At 20.9% G+C, this 21,167-nt stretch carries 27 protein-coding genes; 3 read left to right on the top strand and 24 right to left on the bottom strand.

What is annotated here, in order from left to right:
- Positions 1-39: 39 nt before the first annotated feature.
- The 11 genes from AACK92_RS01315 to AACK92_RS01265 form a co-directional block, all read right to left on the bottom strand.
- A complete protein-coding gene (locus AACK92_RS01315; RefSeq protein ID WP_339021288.1) occupies positions 40-429 on the bottom strand; it encodes a hypothetical protein in 390 nt (129 codons plus the stop codon).
- 170 nt (positions 430-599) lie between these two features.
- The gene (locus AACK92_RS01310) at positions 600-1,049 is read right to left on the bottom strand and encodes a hypothetical protein (RefSeq protein WP_339021286.1); all 450 of its coding nucleotides are present in this window, start codon (positions 1,047-1,049) and stop codon (positions 600-602) included.
- Complete coding sequence (locus AACK92_RS01305) at positions 1,039-1,299, bottom strand: HU family DNA-binding protein (RefSeq protein ID WP_339021284.1); 261 nt, start codon at positions 1,297-1,299, stop codon at positions 1,039-1,041. Before AACK92_RS01305 ends, AACK92_RS01310 begins: the two co-directional genes overlap by 11 nt.
- Positions 1,289-4,384 carry an Mbov_0397 family ICE element conjugal transfer ATPase gene (locus AACK92_RS01300; RefSeq protein ID WP_339021282.1) on the bottom strand — a complete coding sequence of 1,032 codons (3,096 nt, stop codon included), beginning with the start codon at positions 4,382-4,384 and terminating at the stop codon, positions 1,289-1,291. Before AACK92_RS01300 ends, AACK92_RS01305 begins: the two co-directional genes overlap by 11 nt.
- Before the next feature lie 262 nt (positions 4,385-4,646).
- Entirely contained in the window at positions 4,647-5,711 is a 1,065-nt protein-coding gene (gene rmuC / locus AACK92_RS01295; RefSeq protein WP_339021280.1) for a DNA recombination protein RmuC, read from the bottom strand.
- 200 nt (positions 5,712-5,911) lie between these two features.
- Positions 5,912-6,703, bottom strand: coding sequence for a hypothetical protein (locus AACK92_RS01290; RefSeq protein WP_339021278.1), 792 nt, complete (start codon positions 6,701-6,703; stop codon positions 5,912-5,914).
- 110 nt (positions 6,704-6,813) lie between these two features.
- Positions 6,814-8,598, bottom strand: a complete 1,785-nt coding sequence (locus AACK92_RS01285; protein ID WP_339021276.1) for an Mbov_0396 family ICE element transmembrane protein — start codon at positions 8,596-8,598, stop codon at positions 6,814-6,816.
- Positions 8,599-8,873: 275 nt separating this feature from the next.
- Complete coding sequence (locus AACK92_RS01280; protein ID WP_339021274.1) at positions 8,874-9,476, bottom strand: hypothetical protein; 603 nt, start codon at positions 9,474-9,476, stop codon at positions 8,874-8,876.
- Between the two features lie 31 nt (positions 9,477-9,507).
- Positions 9,508-9,852, bottom strand: coding sequence for a hypothetical protein (locus tag AACK92_RS01275; RefSeq protein ID WP_339021272.1), 345 nt, complete (start codon positions 9,850-9,852; stop codon positions 9,508-9,510).
- Positions 9,853-9,885: 33 nt separating this feature from the next.
- Positions 9,886-10,299, bottom strand: a complete 414-nt coding sequence (locus AACK92_RS01270) for a hypothetical protein (RefSeq protein ID WP_339021271.1) — start codon at positions 10,297-10,299, stop codon at positions 9,886-9,888.
- A 19-nt stretch (positions 10,300-10,318) separates the two neighbouring features.
- Positions 10,319-12,379 carry a DNA topoisomerase gene (locus AACK92_RS01265; protein WP_339021269.1) on the bottom strand — a complete coding sequence of 687 codons (2,061 nt, stop codon included), beginning with the start codon at positions 12,377-12,379 and terminating at the stop codon, positions 10,319-10,321.
- Positions 12,380-12,440: 61 nt separating this feature from the next.
- On the opposite strand from AACK92_RS01265, the gene AACK92_RS01260 reads away from it, so the two are divergent.
- The gene (locus AACK92_RS01260) at positions 12,441-12,680 is read left to right on the top strand and encodes a hypothetical protein (RefSeq protein WP_339021267.1); all 240 of its coding nucleotides are present in this window, start codon (positions 12,441-12,443) and stop codon (positions 12,678-12,680) included.
- A gap of 115 nt (positions 12,681-12,795) precedes the next feature.
- Here the strand turns inward: AACK92_RS01260 and AACK92_RS01255 are convergent, their stop codons facing one another.
- The 11 genes from AACK92_RS01255 to AACK92_RS01205 form a co-directional block, all read right to left on the bottom strand.
- On the bottom strand, positions 12,796-13,017 hold the full coding sequence (locus AACK92_RS01255) for a hypothetical protein (protein ID WP_339021265.1): 222 nt from the start codon (positions 13,015-13,017) through the stop codon (positions 12,796-12,798).
- A gap of 35 nt (positions 13,018-13,052) precedes the next feature.
- On the bottom strand, positions 13,053-13,535 hold the full coding sequence (locus AACK92_RS01250) for a hypothetical protein (RefSeq protein WP_339021263.1): 483 nt from the start codon (positions 13,533-13,535) through the stop codon (positions 13,053-13,055).
- A gap of 15 nt (positions 13,536-13,550) precedes the next feature.
- The gene (locus AACK92_RS01245; RefSeq protein ID WP_339021261.1) at positions 13,551-13,685 is read right to left on the bottom strand and encodes a hypothetical protein; all 135 of its coding nucleotides are present in this window, start codon (positions 13,683-13,685) and stop codon (positions 13,551-13,553) included.
- 4 nt (positions 13,686-13,689) lie between these two features.
- Entirely contained in the window at positions 13,690-15,336 is a 1,647-nt protein-coding gene (locus tag AACK92_RS01240; RefSeq protein WP_339021259.1) for a hypothetical protein, read from the bottom strand.
- Between the two features lie 4 nt (positions 15,337-15,340).
- Complete coding sequence (locus AACK92_RS01235; protein ID WP_339021257.1) at positions 15,341-16,558, bottom strand: DNA (cytosine-5-)-methyltransferase; 1,218 nt, start codon at positions 16,556-16,558, stop codon at positions 15,341-15,343.
- Entirely contained in the window at positions 16,548-17,396 is an 849-nt protein-coding gene (locus AACK92_RS01230; protein ID WP_339021255.1) for a DNA adenine methylase, read from the bottom strand. The genes AACK92_RS01235 and AACK92_RS01230 overlap by 11 nt, the downstream gene beginning before the upstream one ends.
- Entirely contained in the window at positions 17,383-17,553 is a 171-nt protein-coding gene (locus AACK92_RS01225) for a hypothetical protein (RefSeq protein ID WP_339021254.1), read from the bottom strand. Before AACK92_RS01225 ends, AACK92_RS01230 begins: the two co-directional genes overlap by 14 nt.
- 363 nt (positions 17,554-17,916) lie before the next feature.
- Positions 17,917-18,162: a hypothetical protein gene (locus AACK92_RS01220; protein WP_339021251.1), complete on the bottom strand. Its 246-nt coding sequence runs from the start codon at positions 18,160-18,162 to the stop codon at positions 17,917-17,919.
- Between the two features lie 12 nt (positions 18,163-18,174).
- On the bottom strand, positions 18,175-18,492 hold the full coding sequence (locus AACK92_RS01215; protein WP_339021249.1) for a hypothetical protein: 318 nt from the start codon (positions 18,490-18,492) through the stop codon (positions 18,175-18,177).
- A gap of 373 nt (positions 18,493-18,865) precedes the next feature.
- The gene (locus AACK92_RS01210) at positions 18,866-19,228 is read right to left on the bottom strand and encodes a hypothetical protein (protein ID WP_339021247.1); all 363 of its coding nucleotides are present in this window, start codon (positions 19,226-19,228) and stop codon (positions 18,866-18,868) included.
- Positions 19,229-19,491: 263 nt separating this feature from the next.
- Entirely contained in the window at positions 19,492-19,689 is a 198-nt protein-coding gene (locus AACK92_RS01205; RefSeq protein ID WP_339021245.1) for a hypothetical protein, read from the bottom strand.
- Between the two features lie 13 nt (positions 19,690-19,702).
- Between AACK92_RS01205 and AACK92_RS01200 the strand changes: the two genes are divergently transcribed.
- Positions 19,703-19,918 (top strand): hypothetical protein, encoded by a 216-nt coding sequence (locus AACK92_RS01200; protein WP_339021244.1) that lies wholly within the window; start codon positions 19,703-19,705, stop codon positions 19,916-19,918.
- Here the strand turns inward: AACK92_RS01200 and AACK92_RS01195 are convergent.
- The gene (locus tag AACK92_RS01195; protein WP_339021242.1) at positions 19,915-20,082 is read right to left on the bottom strand and encodes a hypothetical protein; all 168 of its coding nucleotides are present in this window, start codon (positions 20,080-20,082) and stop codon (positions 19,915-19,917) included. The two genes, AACK92_RS01200 and AACK92_RS01195, sit on opposite strands and share 4 nt — an antisense overlap.
- Entirely contained in the window at positions 20,083-20,427 is a 345-nt protein-coding gene (locus tag AACK92_RS01190) for a hypothetical protein (protein WP_339021241.1), read from the bottom strand.
- A gap of 179 nt (positions 20,428-20,606) precedes the next feature.
- Between AACK92_RS01190 and AACK92_RS01185 the strand changes: the two genes are divergently transcribed.
- Entirely contained in the window at positions 20,607-20,852 is a 246-nt protein-coding gene (locus AACK92_RS01185; protein WP_339021239.1) for a hypothetical protein, read from the top strand.
- Positions 20,853-21,167 lie beyond the last annotated feature (315 nt).

The following is a 21,167-nucleotide window of genomic DNA, read 5'->3' as shown; positions in this document are numbered from 1 at the left end:
TTATAACACCTCTATCTTGAATATTCTTTCTTTATATTTTTATCGACATTTTTCATTGTATTTATTAGTTAATTTTTTTAATTCTTCTGGTAATTTTTTAAAGAATTCTTGAGTTTTTTTATCATCCTCTTTATACTCTGAATCATAAATTCCAAATATAAAAGGTACTTCATTAGATTTTAATTTTTCATTATATGCATCTTGATAAGTACATTCTCCAATTAAAGCTTTATATTTTCCTAAAGTATAAAAAACTACTTGATATTTATTCTTTTCTTTATTCTCTATAACTTTTACATTAAAAACTGATAATCCAAAACCACTAACTGCTATAAAATTATTTTTTTGTTCTTTCTTTTCATTTGGTATTCAAATTTCTCCAACTATTCATAAATTATCGGTTAAGTTACTTCTTGTATATACTGACATTTTATTTCTCCTTTATATTTTTTGTTCTCAAAATACGTTAGAAAATAAAAAAAGAGATTTGTTAGTTTCCTAACATATCTCTTGTGAACTATTTATATTTTATACTATTTTCTAATTAATTTATTTTTAATTCCAAAAACTTATTTTGAGTAGAAAAAACTTATATATTACTAACTCTTTTTAATTTGAATTTCATCATTTATTTTTAATTCCTCTTCAAGCATTCAATTTTTCTCTTTTATTTTTTCAGTAATATCATTAATTATTGGTCTACCATCAATCATTCTATTAAATCCTAATTCATAAATTAAAAAGTTTACTTTTCTATTTAATAATTCAATTTTTATTAAATTTTTTTCATTTATGGTTTTTACCATTCCATAAAATCTTGGAATAATATTTTCTTCTAAAATTTCACTAAAATTATCCTTCAATTTATTTTTAGTTTTATTTATTTCTTTATTTTCTAAATTATTTTCAATAATATCTATTATAATGTCCTTAATATATTTGTTAAAACTTTCACTTTTACTCTTAAAAATAGCTTTAAACTTATTTAATAGTTCCACTTCTTCATCTGTTCTAAATCTTATTAAAATTTGAGTATATTTATTTTTCATTTTTTCACCCATTACAAGATTTTTTAATTCTTAAAGATAAACAATTTTTAAAAAATGAATTATTATATCTTTTTATTTTTAAAGAAGCGAAATTTTTAATTGTAAGTTTTTTTTCTTTTAAAAGTTGATTTTTAATTTCTTTAAAAATCTCATCATAAATAACATTTATATATTTTTTCTTTATTTTAGTTCTTTGAAAAATAGTATTGCAAATTTCACTCTTATAAATTTTTTTATTATTAGATATCACTTTCTTTTCCTCCTCTTATTAAATCGATTTTCTTTCTTACTTTGTCATAAAATTTAATAGCTATTTCTTTATGCAATTCCTTAAAATTAATTTCTAAAGAATTATTAATAATTCTTACATTATCAATTTCAATATTATTTTTTAATAAACTCTCATTAATTTTATGATTATCTTTTAACTTAATAATTAAAGTTTTTTCTTCTTTTTCTCTATTAATATCTACACAATTTTCTTGATCAATATTTATAAATTTTAAACCATTTATTATATTAAATAATCTGGTAGTTAAATAATTTAAAGTTCATTTTACTAAATCAGTTTCATCTCCAGAAATAATTTTAAAATCATCTGGCTGAACATCAATTTTTAATAAAAATCTTTTTGTTCTTGATGTAATAAGTAAACCTTCTCCATTTGGAGCATCTATTAAGTGACTCTTTTCTTGATATGTAAATCCATCACTGTCTGAATATAAACTTTCAATTTTATCAATATTTTTTGCAGTTGATTTCATAATAAAAGCATATTGACTATTATTAATAATAGCTTTAGTTTTCTTTTCTATTTCTTCATTAGAAAGAAAATCTTCTGCATTTTGAGTAATAATTGTTATTCCCCCATTTCTTTTTCTTATCATTTTTACCATTCTAAATATAAAATCTAAAGCTATAGGAAAATCTTTGTCCATTAACAAATGAGCTTCATCAACTATTATTCTTTGTGCAACATTTGGTTGTTTTCCATGATTTACTTTTACTTGTCTTTCCAATAATTTAATTACTAGAAACATTTGCATTGAAAGTAATCTTTTGTCACTTCCATCTTTTAAACTACTCATATCAAAAATAGTTAAGTATCTATTTGAAATATCAATACTTGTATAACCATTATAAAACATAGAATAACTACCTTTTTTAAGACCATTTTGAGATATAACAAAACCATCTTCTAAAAGTTCTATTAGTTTATTGTACAAACTATTATTTTCTTTATTTTTAATCAGCCAATTATAAAAATCTTGTAAAATAGGAAATTCATTATTTTTTCATTCTAATATATTTTTATTTGAAGCATTATTTAATCAATAATTATAAAAAAATCAAAACTTATTCTTTAAATAACGTGTATCTTCTTCACTAATATCATTAAAGAAATTTTTAAATAATATTTCTACTATACTTTGGTGATTTAGTATTAAAGCCTCATTTAAATTAAACTCTTTGCTAATTGTTTTCTCTTTATCGATATTTCAAAACTTTTTATTATATTCTATTTTTTCTTTTTCTTCTTCATTTTGTAAATCAGACAATGTAGGCATAATTTGTAAAGGATTAATTTTATAAATTCCATCACCTAGAAATATCTTATCTTCTCCAAAGTAATCTGCAAATCGGGAATACTCATTTTCAGGATCAATTACATAAACTCTATTTCCATTTAGAATTTCATTTTTTAACATTCTTTGCATAGTTGTAGATTTTCCAGCTCCAGTTGTTGCAACAAAGAACATGTTAGCATTTCTTCTTTCTTCATTTCTTATATGTGGATTAAAAAATAATTCATCTCCTACAATACTATTTCCTATAAATCAACCTTGTAAATCATTTAAAGAATTATTAATATAAGGCATACCTCATACTAATGAATATAGAGGAACTTCTCTTCCATTTATTTCCATTAAAGGATCATGAGGTTTTGGTAACATTCCACTGAATGCTTCAATTTGCTTATAAGGATTTGCAAATAAAGTTAATTTCTGCTGTTTTAGTATTTTTTTTGTTTCTTTTATAGATTTATTTAATTCTTTATTATTAATTCCTTTATTAATTATATAAATATTAAATTTATATAATTGATCATGTCCATAACCAATAGTGTCAGCAAATTCTTCTAATTTTTCAATTTCTTGTTGACGTTTTCTTTGTGTTAAAATTTCTTTTTTACTTGTTGCATTAGCTGTTGCTATTGCAGTTCTTCTTGCTTTGCTTAAAGTCTCTTGAAAAACTTTATCACTTACTTTATTAAAATTAATTATAACAGGACTATCAATATTAAAGATTTGTCCAAGTCAACCACAATCTGGTTCTCCTGGATAATTATCAACTGAACCTATTGAAATTTTAAGATTATTATCAATTTTTAAATAGGATGCTTTATTTTCTAAAGTATCATATCCAAAGTATTCATCTAAAGTATCTTTATATTTAAAAATATTATTTTCATTATCATCAAGTATATCAATATCAACTATTTTATTTAAAACATTAACTTTTTTAGATATATCAATTTTGTGGGCATTTAAATCTGCTCTTCTATATTCATTAATTATTTTGTTTTCAATTTGTTTTAGTTGATCAATTGACTCTGCATAAAAAACAATATAAATTGATTTTTCAATTCATTCTAATACACTATTAGCTTCAAGATTTGAATATTTTTCAATATCTTTTTCAATTAGTCTTACTCTAGAAAAATATTGTTTATCGTTTATTTCTCCATTTTTTCTTTTTACTTCTCATTCATGACGTTTTTCTTCTAAAAAGAATAAGCTTTGATTTCTTGATTTTAACTCATCAAGTTTTATTATGCTTCCTCCCATTTTTAAACTATTATAAATCTCTCAAATTTTTTCTAATATATTATTTTGCTTAATTTGTTCATAGTCAAAAAATGAATTTCCTTGAATTTTTATTAAACTCATATAGAGTTTGTTTTTTAATAAAATGTATTCTCCTTCAATAGATTTATAAGGTATTAAATTTAAAGTACTATTTTTAATTTTTAATTTATATTTTTTATTTACAAATAAGAATATAAATCAATCAAATATAACAGCATAAAATTTTTTATTATGAAATTGACTTTTAGTATTTAATAAGAATCCTGCAATTAAACATAAACTAGCAGATAATATAGCAATAGGTTTTCAAACTCCCCCTAGTTTTCACAAAAAGAAACCTAGTATTGCTCCTAAACCTATAAAAATTATTCATACTGAAAGATCAATAATTGTCAAATTTAATTGTTGTCATATTATAAATTTTCTTTTATTTGTATTTTCTGGAATAATTGGATTTCTAGTCATTTTGTTATTCTCCTAACATATTTTTATTTGTTCATAATACGTCAGAAAAATAAAAAGAGATTTGTCATTTCTGACATATCTCTTTTGAACTATTTATATTATATATTAAATTATATTAACTAGTTTATCTAAAAATTAAATTTGATTTTAATTGAATACTAGCAAATTCTAATATTTTCATTTTATTCTCCAATTTTTTTGATATTTTATCAATTTTTTAAACTATTTTAATTACCAAATAATGTATATTTTCCTATTTATTTTAATTATTTTTAATTTTATTTTTTATTTCTTCTATTTCTTTTGAATTAATAAAACCTGAAGATTTATTTAAATCCTTAAAATTATTAATAATTTTATTATAGTTTTCTATAACTTTTGTTATATCACTTCCTAGAGTTTTAAAATTACTTGTAAGTGTACTGTGCTTATTAATTCAGATAGAAATATTTTGTGTTTTCTCATCAACCTCATTTAATTTTTGAAATAAATCAAAATATCTTTCTAATGTAGTTAAAACAGCAATTATAGTTGTTGGTGAGACAGGGACTATTTTTTTATTAAAACAAAATTCTGAAAAATTTAATTCTCCTACTTCTTTTAATTTTTGATCCTTACCAAATTTAAAACTATCATCAGAAGATAATTTTAATATCATATCTTCTAGCGGAGTAAACATAATTGCAAATGGAACAGAATCATGAATATATTTATCACTTATATCATTAATATGCACTTTGATAGCTTTCACTAAAACATTTTTATCATTATCACTTTTTGTAGAACTTAAATAATTTGTTCATGTATCAACTGGAAATTTTGAATCAATTGTTATTTGCGGATAAATATTATTATCCGATTCTATAATTAAATCTGGTATCTTGTTATTAATATCTTTATCTTGTCTTTTAATTATTGCTCCCTTTATTTCTGTATTACAAATTATATTAAGCATTCTCTCTAAAATTGTTTCACTTAATGTTCCAACTTTTTTTGTATTTCCTAAAAATAATCTATTTACTTCATCTAATAATTTTTGAAAATCCTTAATTTGTTGTTTATTTTCTTCAATATTATTAATAAACTGGTCTTCTATTTTTTTCTCTAAAGTAGATTGTAACTTTTCATTTAATTTATTACGTTCTTTTTCTAATTCTTTAATTTCATCTAGTTTTTTATTATATAATTCTCTAACTGGTTCATATGTAGCTAAATCTACTTCATTGTTATCAATCTTTTGTAGTTTTATTTTTTTAAGTATAAAAATTCCAAAAAATATAATTAAACTTATTAGAATTATTAGAAAAATAGTTACTACTATTAACATACTTCCTCCTTAATTATAAAAAGATTATTCTTTTATCTTCTATTTTCTATTTTCTATTTAAATCTTTTATTAAAATTTAAAAATTTAATAATATTTTATTATTTATATAATTATATAAAAATCACATAATAAAATTTGATACAATTGTTATTATTGCTAGTAAATAAATATTTGTAAACTTATTTAAAAAAAACATTTTTTTATCCTCTATTAGTATTTTTTTCCTTTATTTTTTCTAACTCTATTTGTTTATCTAAAATTTCTTGTTGATGTTTTAATAATTCTAATTGCTTTTCAATTTCTTCATTGGAATTAATATTAACTTGTTTTAATTTTGGATGACATATTTCTTTTGAAATTAAATTATAAACTCCAAACTGAATTTGTTTTTTTATTAATAATGGAATATAAAATTGTTCTTTTAAATATTTTAAATAGTTAAAATCTTTTTCTCTATTAAGTTCCCTCTTATTTTTTTCTTTCTCACTTAATTTATACCCCCATGGACTATATTTATTTTCAATTCATTCTTGATTATTTTTTTCAAATTCATTTTTTGTTCTTGGAGACATAATTCATTCATATACTTTATCTTTTCTCAAAATTTCATAAGAAAGTCATCATTTAAAGTGTCATATTTTAAGAGATGTACGGCCTTTTTTAAAATCCTCGGTAGTTTTTTCATCGCATCCTCATCTTTCTCTTTCTGGAACTGTTCTTTTAAAACCATGTATAGTATTTATAAAATATTTTGGCTGTTTATTGCAAAATTTTTCTAGCAATATTTTAGATTTAGTTGGATTAGTTTTTTCTATTTTCTTAATTAAAATCATAGTTTTAATTATCTTTTTTTCTTCATTGGTTACTCTTCTTTGTCATTCTAAATATTGATATTCCTTAGAATTTATTCATTTTTGATTTGCATTATATTTTGCAACTTTTTCTGGATCCTGATTTCCTATTAAAATTTTGCTTAATAAAGACTGTCCCATAAATAAACTCACTTTCTTTTAATCATTATTTATATTATAACTCTAATAGTTTTAAAAAAATAGTGAAACTTTAATGTGAATTATATTTTTAAATTATAAAATATAATAAATTATTCACTATTTTTTTTATTTTTATTAGTTTCATCAGCATATTTTTCTCATTTTTTAGATTTTTTTGTAAAGTCCTCATCAAATAATTTTAAAGATAATCTTTTTTGTTTTTTTATAATAAGTGCTTCTTTAGCTTTTTGAATTTCTTTTTTTCTATTAATTCCATTGCTATTTATTATTTGATTAGAACTCATAGCATTTAATTTATCAATTTTTTCATTAAATGCGGTTTTTAAGTTTTCTTTATATGTTCCTTGTTTATCAGAATGATAAACATTACCACGTTCATTTAGAGTTTTGCCTCTTGTAACATCTAATCCAGTCATTTTTGCAACACCTCCAAAAGTAGTTCCTGCTACTCCTAAAGTTTTTGCTCCAAGTTTTGCTAGTCCTTTTCCTAAAGTTCTAGTTTGTTCTTTTAATTGCTCACGTCTCATCATTCTACTTGCTTTTGTACCAACAAATGAACCTACTAAATTTTTAGCAGTTTTTGTACCATGAAATGCCGCTGCTACTCCTAAACCTGCTAAAGCTAAAATACCACCTTTTTGATATTTTGACATTGCTTGTTGTCTATTTTTAACAAAATTTTCCTTAGCTTGTTGCATTTTATTTTGATGAGTTCCATTTTGAACGGTTTCATTAGAAGTTTCTTCACTTGATTGATTATTTGCAAAGTTATTAGAATCTTGTGAACCACTTAAGTCATTTTTTAAAGAATTACTAAAATTCTTTCTACCCATTAAACCTTTTTTACTCATTTTCATAGCTGCAACTCCTAAACCAGCTGCTAACATTGCTCCTGCTTTTATAGCACCCAATCCTTGCATTGCACTACTTACACCACTTATATTTTCTCCTACTAATCTTGAAACGTATTGATCTCCATTAACTACAAATAATCCTCCTCCACAAGCTAAAGCAAGTTGTAATAGCATTTTTGTAAAACCATTCATTCCTAGTTTATTCATAGAATTAAACGATATTTGAATTAAACTTGAATAAACACTAAATATAACCATAGTTGAACAAATTATAAAGTTATTTGCAATAATAGTTTTGGAATAATCTTTCATTCTTGCACCCTGGTCAAATACTGCAGTTAAAGCATAAAAACCAGTTAATATAAAATAAAAGAAAGTTGCAAAAGTATTTGTAACAATATTTATCATAACCAATAAAAGACAAATAAAAACTATACATAATCCTACTAATTCTACTATCATATTTCATTCAGTTAAATTACTTGGAGCAGGATAAATTCCATTCTGTTCTACTATTTTTCCATCTCAATTTGGATTTCCCATATTGTAAAGTAAATCAGCAATACTTGTATTTTTTGAACCAAAAGCAAGCATTAAGCCTTGTGTTAATACTGAAGTCATTTTTACTAATATTCAAACAAATAAAGGAATGAATATTAACAAAATTGCAGAAAATGTAGAGTACTTTAAAGACTCCATAATTTTTTTAGTAATTGGTGTTTCTTCATGTTCAATAATATCTTTTTTTAAATGGCATATAAATGTTGATACTAAAAATATTAATCAACACACAGCAGCTACTATCAATATTCGATAATAAGTTGAAGGTATTAAAACTTGATTTCAATCACTTACTTTATTTCCAAATAGTATTGATTCAAATAAATCTGTTGCTAAATATTTTACAACATCATTTACAGCATTTAAAAGTTGTAAAATTCATTTACATGGTAATCATAAAATATAATTAATTAATCCTTGAAACATACCCATATTTCTATTTTCCTTTCTAATTGTCAATTTAAGATATGTTAGAAAGTAAATAAAAAGAGATTTGTCAGTATTTCTAACATATCTCTTGTGAACTATTTTTATTATACATTTTTATTTTTATTAAAAGTAAAAATAAACTAAAACAAATAATTTAAATAATTGACATAATAGAGTTAATTGACTTAATTGAATAAGAATTAATTTTTAATTTAGACTAGAAAAAAAATTTTGAAAAGTAAAAAATTTTAGCTTTAATCAACTAAATACTTTTTTTAAAAAACTCACTAATCTATTGTAAAATTTTAATCTTCAAATATATTTTGAATTATTAAATTTGAAGAAACATTACTGTTAAAACCAATATCTTTTTCTATATTTAGATCTTCTTTCTTTTTAATTGAGTTTTGTTTTTGTTTATTTTCATGAGAATATTCATTTTCATATCATATTTTCATTTTTTCATATTCTTTTTTAATTTTTCTTAACTCTTCTATATTTTTATTTTTATCTTTTTGTTTACTAGCTATTACTAAATTATATTTATTATTTAATTCTAAAATATTTACAATTTCATAATAATGACAGTATTTTTTATTTAATAACTCTCCTGAATTTAAGTCATACTTACGTACTCAAAAAAAATGATGAATGGGAATTCCCAAATTATAAACACTTTTTTTATTAGAATTACTTTTATAACCTTGCATTATTTTAAAAAGTGAATTATTTCCATTTCTTACTTTTTTTCCTTTAGCAAAACTTATTTCAAGAAAAGTCTCATTTTTAACATCAAAAATCCTTACTAGAATACTGTTTTTAGCAAAGTTTTTATTGACTATATTATTTTCTAAAATTTCTAAATTACTTATTTCTTTAGAAAAATCTAGCTGATTAAATATTTTCATAAATTTCTCCTTATAAAATATAATTTTATTATTAATAAATACTAGTATTTTTAAATCTAATTTGAATATTTCTTTTATCTCAATATCCTTTTAAATGTTGATACATTTGCGTTTTGTAACTATTTAAATTATTTAAACTTTTCTTGCAATGTGGGCATTTCAAAACCCAATGATAAGTTACAAATTTGCCTAAACAATTTATACATTTATAATTAAAATAATACTTAGTATTATTTAAAAATTTTTTAATAAAACTATTATATTCTTTATAATCTTGCTCATTTAAAAAATCTTTTCTACATAGTCTAGTAGAATCAAAGTTTCTTTTTGTTATTATGATTTCTTTCTTATTTTCATTTGTTTCAACTTTATTCATTAAATTACTTTCTTTCTATCTTATATAATTTTTTTATTTGTTTTTTCTAATTCTTTTTAAAAGTTCAATTACTTTTTCTTTAATTTCAAAACTTTTGCCAATTTGATATTCATCTTCAAGTTCTTCTTCCCTTAAATGACTATTGTTATACTGAGATATATAAGCGTTACAATTGAACTTTTTTAAAGAATTATTAAGTTCAGTTTGAATATTTCAATCTATTTTGCAATATTTATATCCAAACACACTAAATTTAATATTGTAAATTTCATTTTCTTTTATTAAATCTATATCTTCTTCATCAATTTCAAGAAATGTATCTGTTTTTAAAGATAAAAAATTTCTAGAATATCCTTCTATTAATTCAATATTCTTTTTTACAAAATTTACAATATCTTTTTCATTATTAGAAACAATCTTTATTTTTGATGTAAATCCTGCTGACATATTTTATTCTCCTCTATTTTTAAAATTGGATAAACTGACAATTTGGATAATTATTACATGCAATAAATTTGCCTGATTTATCTTTTTTTGTTCTTTCAACTAATCAACCTATATTACAAAGTGAACATTTTTGAATTACTCCTGGAACTCATTTACAGTTTGGATAATTAGTGCATGTTTCAAATTGCTTCATAGAATTTTCTTTTTTATCAAAATAGTTTTTTATAAATCTTTTTCCATTTTCACATCCAGGACATGCTTTTGCAGTTTCTAAGTCTAACTCAGGTTGATCTTTAAAATCACAATTTTTATAATTAGAGCAAGATTTAAAACCTAAATCTACTCCTGTACTAGTTTTTGCTTGTCTTATAAATCCATTTTGACATTTTGGACATTTAATTTGTTCTATCATAAATTGTTTTCCTCTCTCTTCTAATTTTTTGAAATAGTTTTTTATATAATTTTTGTAATCTAATTTTGCACATGCAATTAGATCTAAATCTTTTTCCATATTTTTTGTAAATTCTAAATTTATAAATTCACTAAAGTTTTTAGTTAAAAATTCATTTACTTGAATTCCTAATTTAGTAACTAACATAGAGTCTTTTTTGTCAGTTTCTACATATTTTCTTTTTTGATTTATTTCAACAGAAGTTTTATAAGTACTTGGCCTTCCAATTCCTAATTTTTCAAGTTCTTTTATTAGAGTTGCTTCATTAAATCTTGATTTAGGATTTGAGTTTTGCATAATTATTTGAATTGAAAACACTTCTATTTTTTGCCCTACTTTTCAATTAAGATTTTGAGATTCTGGAATAGTTAAACTTTTATCAAAATTATAGTATCCATAATCTATATACTCCTTAGTTTCTCCTAAAAAATATTTATTCTGGTTTTTTAAAATATAAGTATTTTTAGTTCCTATTGGTTGTTTTAAAGCTGAATTTACAGTATTTTTTCATATTAGGGTATAAACATCAACTTCTTTATTTGTTAGCTCAATATTATTCTCTATAGATATTTTTTGTATATTCTCTGGTTCTCATTCTAAATGAGTTGGAGTTATTGGAGGATGACCTTCTTGATCAGTAAGTTTTTCTGATTTACAATGAATTTTTCCAACAGCATGATTTCCAAATTTAGAACTTACAAATTGCAATAATTTAATTTCAGTTTCACTATCTAATTTTGTTGAATCAGTTCTTATATAAGTTATAAGCCCTTTATCAAATAAACTTTGAGCAATACTTGTTGCTTCTTTAACGTTTAACTTTAATTTATTTTTTGTATTTTGTAAAAAATCACTAGTTGTAAAATTAATAAAAGGTTTATCTTGAAATTCATTTGCTAATAGTGACTCGACAATATAATAATTATTAAGTTTTTGTTTTATATTTAAAGCTTCTTGAAAAGAATTATATTTTACAATTTCATACTTGTTGTTAATTTTAATTACATTTTTAAAATTTACTTTTAAAGTATCTTGTAAAATAAATCATTCTTCTTTTACAAAATTTTTAATTTCTTCTTCTCTATTTGACAATAATTTTAAAACAGAACTTTGAACTCTACCTGCAGATAAACCAATAGAGTTATCTTGTAAAATTCTAGAAAGTATATATCCTGTTATTTTATCTAAATAACTTCTAGAAAGACCAGAATTAACATAGTTAATATTGATATTATCCAAATTTTGTAATTCCTTTTTAATACAATCCTTTGTTATTGAATTAAGTCTGATTCTTTTAAAATTTTTATTATAAGATTTTAAAACCTCATGTAAATGTCAAGAAATAACTTCACCTTCTCTATCAGGATCTGTTGCAAGAATTATTTCATCAACATTTTTTGAAGTTTCTATTAAGTCCTTAACTACATTTCTTTTATTATTGGTCACTATGAAATCAGGTTCAATAGTATTTAAATTGATACCTATTTGATATTCTCCAATATTTGCAAGTTCTCTAATATGACCAATTGAAGCTTTTACAATATAATTATTAGTTTTGTCAATTTCTTTTAAAAATTGACTTACTTTTTTAATTTTACCTGGTGATTCTAATATAACTAGTTTAGTCATTTGATCAACTTCTTTCTATGTTTAGGTTTGATATAATTTTTAAAAGATAGGAGGTGAATAAATGGATAAGAATGGAATAAAAAATAATAAATATTATGAAGAATACAAAGTTAATAAAAACATTCCAATATGTTATTCTTGTGGTTTTAACGAAAGCAAATTTAGTTTACTAAATATGTGTAAAGTAAAAACAAAAAAAGAATTAATGGGTCAATTTTATGTAAAATCTGATCCAAATGGTGATATATATGTTAATTTTTGCAGTAATTGTATTTTATGTGGTTTTACAGAAGGTTTATAAAAAGCCATAGAGGGTTCAAAAATAACATGTAGATATGAAAACTCAGACTTTTGAAAAAAATTGGTGTAAAGTAAATATTAATTGAAGCATATTATTTTTAAAAAATGTGCTTCAATTATTTTTTTAAAATACTTTTTGCTAGTGCTCTAATAGAAATTTCATTTTCATTATTTACTTTTAGATTACTAATTTTTAATTCTAGTTTTTCAATACTTATATTTTCTTCAAAATTATCAATTATTAGCTTTTTAGCTGATTCTATTCAAAATTTATCTGTTTTATTTACTTTAATTTCTAAATCTATTTCTTTAATTAAAGCTTCTAAATTTAGTTTCATATATATTCCTTCTTTCTATATAGATTTAGTTAATATTATTTCAAATTATTGTAATGATCATTGCATAAAACTAAAGCAACATATAATTCTAAATTATTTTTTAAAAGTGGTTTTATTGTAAAATCTACTCTAACATATGATGAAATATTTCTACAGAATGCAACATCACATTCTGTTTTTTCACTTTCTGTTGAAATAGTATTTAAAATATAATGTTCTTTTTTTATATAAACTAAATTAAACTTTTGATTTTCAACTTTTTCAGTTTTACCAATAATTATATTTTTTTTATTTAAATTATCTAAAATAGTGAGTGCTGTTTCTCTAATATAATTTTCAATTTCATTAGTTGGTTTTAGATTACTAATTTTTAATTTTAATTGTTCAATACTAATATTTTCTTCAAAATTATTAGTTATTAATCTTTTTGATAATCTTTTTATAAAAAGAGTATGGGTTGTATATTCTTTTGTTACTAAGTCTACTTTTTTAATTAAATCTTCTAAGTTTAGTTTCATATATATTTCTCCTTTTTAATTACTGCATTTATTATGAGCAATTTCATAAATAGAATTGCCAAATACATCAATAGTTTTATAAGAATTATATTTATCTGATTCTTTAATTTTCTTTTTACATTTAAAACAGTATTTTGTTAATTTTGCCATAATTTTATTTCCTTTCTATAGATAAGTTATTTAATGTTTTATTAATTTTTGTTAAAAAATTAAATTTTATTTCTTTAAATAAATTATTACTAAATCCTTTATTTTGTTTAGAATTAGCTTCTACAAAAACTCATTTATTTTTTACTTTTTTAATATAAACAGCTTCTATTAAATTAAAGTTTTTATCTAATATAGAAAAAAATAGATTTTTTTGGTATTCTGAAAAATTACTTGTGTAGTTAGTTTTTAAACAATTTTTAAGTTCTAATGAAACTAATTCAAATTTAGAGTATGTTGTTATTAATTCAAAACTAAATAAGTTTGTCTTAATACTTAATTCATTTAAGTTAATTTTTTCCAAATTAAAATTTTTTAAATGCAATAGAAAATTAGATATTTTAACATTTTTATTTTTACAAAAATTACATTCAGTAAAATTATGGGTTTTTAAATTTTTTACTTTTTTTAATCCAGATATTAAATTAAATAAATCATGTGAAGTATTTAATTTGTCTTTTAATCATCTAAAAATAAATTTATAAAATAAAATTTTATTTTCTTTACTTAAATTAATTAAATATTTTAAAAATCAGAATGCTATTTTTTGATTTTTTTTGTCTATTTGATTTTTAAACAAAAACTTATTCTTTAAAAAATTTATATTTAAATTTTTTAAATTATTAATTTCTTTATTAATTTTATTAATATCTCCTGAATGAAAAATAAATATAATAATAGTTAAATATAGCTTATAACTAAATAAATTATTATTAATATAATATTTATTTGTTAATTGATCAAGTTTTTTAAATTCAGCTTTTGTTAATTTTTTATAAAAATTTTTGCCAAAAAATAAAAGTTGCCATAATTTATTTAAACCAAAGTTATTTATAATATTAGTATCTCAAACTTTTAGAATATCAGATATTTTAAAATATTTAAGTAAATAAAATAAATTTTTATAATTTTCAAAGTTAATTTCAAAATTCTTTTTTGTCTTAATAATTTTTTTATATAAATAAAAATTTAACATTTCAGTATTAATAATTTCATTTTTTCCTAATTTATATTCAATTAATTTTAAAAAAGAATTTCTAACATTTTCTAAAAATTTTAAATAGTTTCTACTTACTTCCTTATTAAATAAAAATATATTTTTATTTAACTCAAAAATATTTTTTGTTAATAATTCTAAAAAATAAATTAAGTTATATTTTTTAATATAATTATTTTTATCAACTAATAATTTTTTTTGATCATAACTATAACTAAGTGTTTTAGTAAAATTATATTTATAAAATACTAAATTTAATTTATTAATAATAAAATTACTATGATAATTACAAAGTCAATAATATTCAATAAAATTATTTCTATAAACTTCAATTTCCATTTCAAATTCATTATAAAAAACTCTTAAAAACTTATTATCTTCTGCTAAATTAAAAACTGCATTTGATTTAAATAATACAGAATAACGTTCTTTTATAGCAGAACCATTAATATATGATTTTAAATTTAACAAATTATCTATATTATTAGTATCATTTATATTTTTTTTATTAAATATTTTATTAAAAAATAAAATATTATTTGAACTAAATTCTTCAAAAGTTGTTATATTAAATTTTGGTAATGTTTTTTTAATCATTTTTTTACCTCTTAATATTTATTAACTCTTTAAAAATTGCTTCCAAAACTTGAATTACAATTGCATTACCCGCCATATGATACATATGAGTTTTTGGCATATCAATAACTTTATCTATTGATTTATCATCTCAACCCATAAGTCTTCACGCTTCACGCTGAGTTAAAATTCTTAAATGATATGGTTTACCTTCTATAATAAATATTGGTACATTAGGAATTGGTTCTATTGCTTCAACCTTAATTTTTGTATTAGATAAAGCAGCAATGGTTCCGACATATTTATCTTCTTTTCAAATTCTATTATGCGATCTTTTTACTAATTCACCATCAATCGTTCTTGAAATAGTTTTAAAATTTATAAAGTCTTTAGTTTCTATTTCTAATAATGGAATAGCAATTTTAATGCGGCTATTTGCTCTACCTGCAGTTAATGTTGGTGCTATAGCTTTATCTAAATTATGAACATAATTTTCTTGATTAAATGTAGTTAATGGAATTTTAAGAACTCCTTGATTATTTCATCTTACTTGCTTAGTAAGAATTGTATCTACAACATTATCAATAATTTTAACTTTACCTTCTTCTATTGCTTTAGACATTGATTTTTGAGTTATATAATATTCTTTACCAATTTCTTTAGTCGGTTCTAAAAATTCTTTTAAAGGTTTATATTCAGTTATTTCTAAATTTTCAAAACTAAAATTATTATTAAATTTATCTTGTCCTTTTAAAATACTAATTACAAAAACTCTGTTTCTGCTTTGAGAAATCCCAAAATCTTTTGAGTTTAGAATTTTATAATGATTTTTATATCCATAACTTTTCATAGTATCTAAATAATGTTGAAAATGAGGAAAGTTCTTTTTTGAAATTAAACCTTTTACGTTTTCTCAAATTACAACCTTAGGCCTAGGATTTAATTCTTTTTTAATTATTTCTAATGTTCGTCTATATAAAATTGATCTTCCACTAGATAAATCATTTTTTCCTGCTACTGAAAAATCTTGACATGGACTACCATGTATAAGCATATCTACATTTAAATTTCATTCTTTAATATCTTGTGCTTTGTAATTGTTATCAAAAATTCGATTATATGCTTCTACAGGATGTTTTCATCATTCTACATAATCAATATGTTTTATATCTAACCCTAAATTCTCTAATTCCTTTCTGGGACTTCCTATTCCTCCAAAAAGCTCTAGTGTTTTAATTTTCATTTTTCACCTCATAATTTGTAATAAACAGTTCTTTTCCTAATTTACATTTTTTATTACCTTTAGTATTCGAAGAAGTATATTTTCACTCAGCTTCATGAATGTAGTAATCTTTAAATAATTCTCTAACTTCAAAACAATCATCTAAACTAATTAGAATTTTTATTCCTAATTTTCTATACTCATCAACTTTATTTTTAAATTCATTAAATTGTTTAATTGTAAATTTATATTTATATGGTTTTCCTTTATTTGAAAAATATGGTGGATCAAGATACATAAATAAACTTTCATTAAATTTAATAGTGCTTCAATTACTTAAAAAATTAAAATTAGAAAATTTTATTTTATTTTCATTTGCTTTTAATAAATCGAAACATAAATCAATTCTATTTCTTTTATTACAATTTCAATTTTGTTCCAATCTTTTTTGAGTTAAAGTTCCTCAACTTTGGCCATTAAAAGTTAAATTATTATTAACTAAAAATAATAAATTTTTATTTGTAGATATCATTTCACTATTTTTCAACTTTTCTAAATTAGAAATTGGATAAAATAGAAAAAATGGTATTTGATTGATAATATCATTAAAACTATTATCATTTTTTAGTTCTACAAATCAATTTCAAAAATTAATTAAATTCTCATCTATATCATTAAAATGATAATTTTTAAATAAATTTTCTCTTAACGCATTTAGTCCACAACTTCCTTCCCCAAAAAATGGTTCTATATAGACCATTTTTTCAGTATTTTTAGGAAAATAACTTTTAATTAAGTTTCATTGTTTAGCTTTTCCACCAGGTCATGTTAATGGTGATATAAATTTACTTTTTATCATAATCTAAAACCTTTAATTTATAATCTAATATGTTATTACATACTAAAAATGAATGAAATGTAGGTTGAGGTAATTTCTCTGTAATTGTTAAATCTTTTATAAATTTTATTTTTTTTGATAAGAAACTTGATATTAATATCGATAAAAAATATTTCATAATTCATACCTTCATTTTCTAATAATTCTATCTTTCTATATAAGAGTTCTCTTTTCTTTTATCTTTTCCTATAAATTTAATATTCATGTTAATAACTCCTTCAATTCTTGAAAATAATCTTTCAAGTGCAACTTGATCATTTAAATTTTTTGAATATTTTCCTTTTAACTCTTCAACAGAGTAATTAGAAGTTATTATTGTAATTGCTTCTTTTTGATTCTTTTTAATGAATTCATATCTAGATTCAAATAAATCTAAAATATAAGGTATAGTTGAGTTGTGAAAAAACTCGCTTCCTAAGTCATCAATAAGTAATACATTAGCTGATGTATTTATTTTTATTGGATCATCATATTCTGATTTTTAACTTTTTTGAATATCTTTTATTCAATTATTAACATTTAAATACATGACTTTATACTTATCTATTAAAAAATTATCAATACTTATTTTTTGATTTTTTATATTCTTGGCAAAATTAAGTAAAAAAGTAGATTTTCCAACTCCTGGTTTTCCAAAAATATATAAACCCTTTTCTTTTGATTTAAAGTTTAATAGTTTTTCAAAAGATTTATATTGTAAATCTTGATCTACATTAAATTCTTTCATAATGTCACCTTCTTAATCATCTTTAAATTGCTTTTTTTTATTAGAAAAGCTATTTTTATATCTTAAAGAAATTATTAAAATTTCCTTTTTTATTTCATCAAAACTATTATCTTTACAGATAATAGTTAAAACAGCAAATTGATTTCTTTCAAGTTTTTCAAGAATTTGATATTCCTTATAAAGTTCTCAAACCTCTTTATTTTGCTTGTATAAGAAACAAATTTTTATAACTATATCCAATAAACCTTGAATATCTTTTTTAAATCAAAAATCCTTAATAATAAGGCAAAACATTTTATAGTTATTTCTTGTAATATTTGATTTATTCATTTTTTTCTTCCTTTTACTTTTTTCTAGCATTAATACGTTGAAATTTATAAAGTTTTAGTCATTTGAGATATGTGATATTAAATTAATTTAAACCAACAATAATTATTAACGCAAAAAAAGTGCTTGGGAAAGCACTTTTCTATTTAAAATTCAACTTTTATCCCCCCACATTTTTTATACAACCTTAATGGGGATTGAATAAAAAATAAAAGTTGAAAGAGAAAAACTAACTTTCAACTTATTTTAATTAAATTATAGAAGATAAACTAAAATAATAATTAAAAACAGGTTTTATAAATGTATATAGAAATTCTAGAATATTTTTAGTATTCAGGTTTGATATTATATAAACAAATTATTTAATCAAATTTAATTACACTCTACTCAACGAATAAAAATTTTCAATCAAAACCTCTTTTAACTCTTCAATATTAATAGTCAAATTATTAGACATAATATTGATATTTCTGTTTGATCTAACAATTCTATCTATAAAAGTACTATAATTTCTAATATATCTCAAAAAAATTATGTAGTTTTGATAATTATCTTTTTTATTATTAATATCTTTATTTAATTTTTTCTTTAATCTATTTTGATGAAACATAAATACATTATTATATGGAGATTTATTATTACCTTCAAGTAACAATATTCTTTTATACTCTACATTATTTTTTGGAATTGAATAATTTAATTCTATTTCAGTTCTACTATAAAATTTACTGAAGATCAAATAAATACAATAGCGTATACAATATATATAGCAATTAATAATAAAAAATTCATAAAGTATCAAATAAAAAACATTAATTTTTCCCCTTTAAACAAAAGCATTTTTTCATTATTAAATAAAAGAAAATTTCCAAAAATAATCTCTACTTTTTTCACTTTAAAATTAAAAAAATCTAAAAAAACTCAATAACTTCCTAGAGGTAAAACAACATTTATTGACAAATAAATACATATAATACATATATCGTAAATCATTCTAACCTCCTATTTATATACATATTTAATTCATGCTGCTAATGCTCCAGAAGTTACTAAAATTGCAACTGCTGCTGGAAAACATCATGTAGTAGCAGTAACTACTGCCGCCATTTTTATTAAAATATCATAACTAGTTAGTGCCAAACTTAATCCTAATTTTAATGTAGCTTGTAAAACTGTACCAAATTTTATTCAATTGTTCATACTTTGATCATATTTGACAAGCGCAATTTCAACTCCAGCACTTGCAACGCCTAATGCTATACTAGCTACTGTACAGCCAATTGCTCAAGGAGTAGAAATTCCAAATCATCATGCTGCTGCTCAAAAACCTGCTGCTGCAACTGCAGCGGCTGCACTCCCTGTTGTTAAAGCAGCCTTAGTAACTCTTAAATCAGATACTAGCTTTTTATTTTTTTGTTGTGCTGATTAAAGAGAATACTCTTGTAAATTAAAATTATTAATTTGATAATTGTTAAATTGATCAATAATGTCTTTTCCTAATTTCATATTACTTATAATATTATTTAAATTTCTATTATACTCTTCTTTAAAGCCAGGATAATTATTTTTTATAATATCAATAATTGTATCCAATTAATAATTATTTTCTTGAAATAATATTAAAATATTATTTGCTTCTTTTTGGGCAAAACTAATCATTTCATTCATTAATTTCTCATTAACTTGCTGATTTTTACTTGTATTTAAATTAATAAAATTACTATTCTCAAAGTTTTTTTTAAAAGAATTTTTAGTTTCTTTAAAAACTAATTCTGTTTCTTTTCTTACATTATTTCAGTTTATAACGTTCTTTTCTGAATTAATAACTTTTTGTATTTTTATTTTTTGATTAGTAGCATTTGCAAATGTACTTGATCCTGATGAGATAATAGCAAAAGAGCTAAGTAAACTTAATATTTTTTTTCATATTTTTTTCACTTTCTTTCTTATATTTAAATTTATTTTTTTAAAATTAGTGCACACTTTTATCTGTAAACTTTTATGTTATCATATTAATTAAATTTTTTTCCAATTTAATTTAAAAAATTGGATTTTTTTTTAATTAATATGATAAAATGAATTTGAAAAGTTAAGTCTTTTTAAAAAACGGAGGAAAAATGAAAAAAAATAATAAACCTAAATTATTAAAAAATTTTTTAATTTTAAATGCTGTTTCATTTGTAACAATATCAAGTGCTACAGCAATTGCATTAGTAAATGGCAAATCACAGGAATATTCATTTAATTTTAGAAATGAATTAATTAATACAAATCAAATAGTTGATATTAAAGATGTTATTACTCAAACTAATTTAGGAGAATTTCCAATAAAAAGTTACTATGAAATTGATAAAAAATTATAAAAGTTAAATCCTCAATTAGAAGAATACATTCCTTGAGAAAGTCAAGGTATACAATGAGATAGAATTATTGAAGACTCAAATGAAACTATTAAAAATGGTTTTAAAACTAAAATTAAACCAGCATATTATATGTCAAATATTAAAGGTGAAGTTTGATTATATTTTAAAATTAAAGAAAAAGAAAAAAATAATTAATAATAAAATTGTCAAAACTTGACAATTTTATTATTTTTAATATATATAAAAATTTTGTACTTACTTAATATACAAAATCTTAATTTAAACTATAGATATTGATTAAAATTTACAAAAAAA

It is taken from the genome of Spiroplasma endosymbiont of Atherix ibis, assembly GCF_964020005.1.
GTDB lineage: Bacteria > Bacillota_I > Bacilli_A > Mycoplasmatales > Mycoplasmataceae > Spiroplasma_A.
The sequence above is the reverse complement of the archived record's forward strand: the minus strand, read 5'-3'. Positions and strand labels throughout refer to the sequence as shown.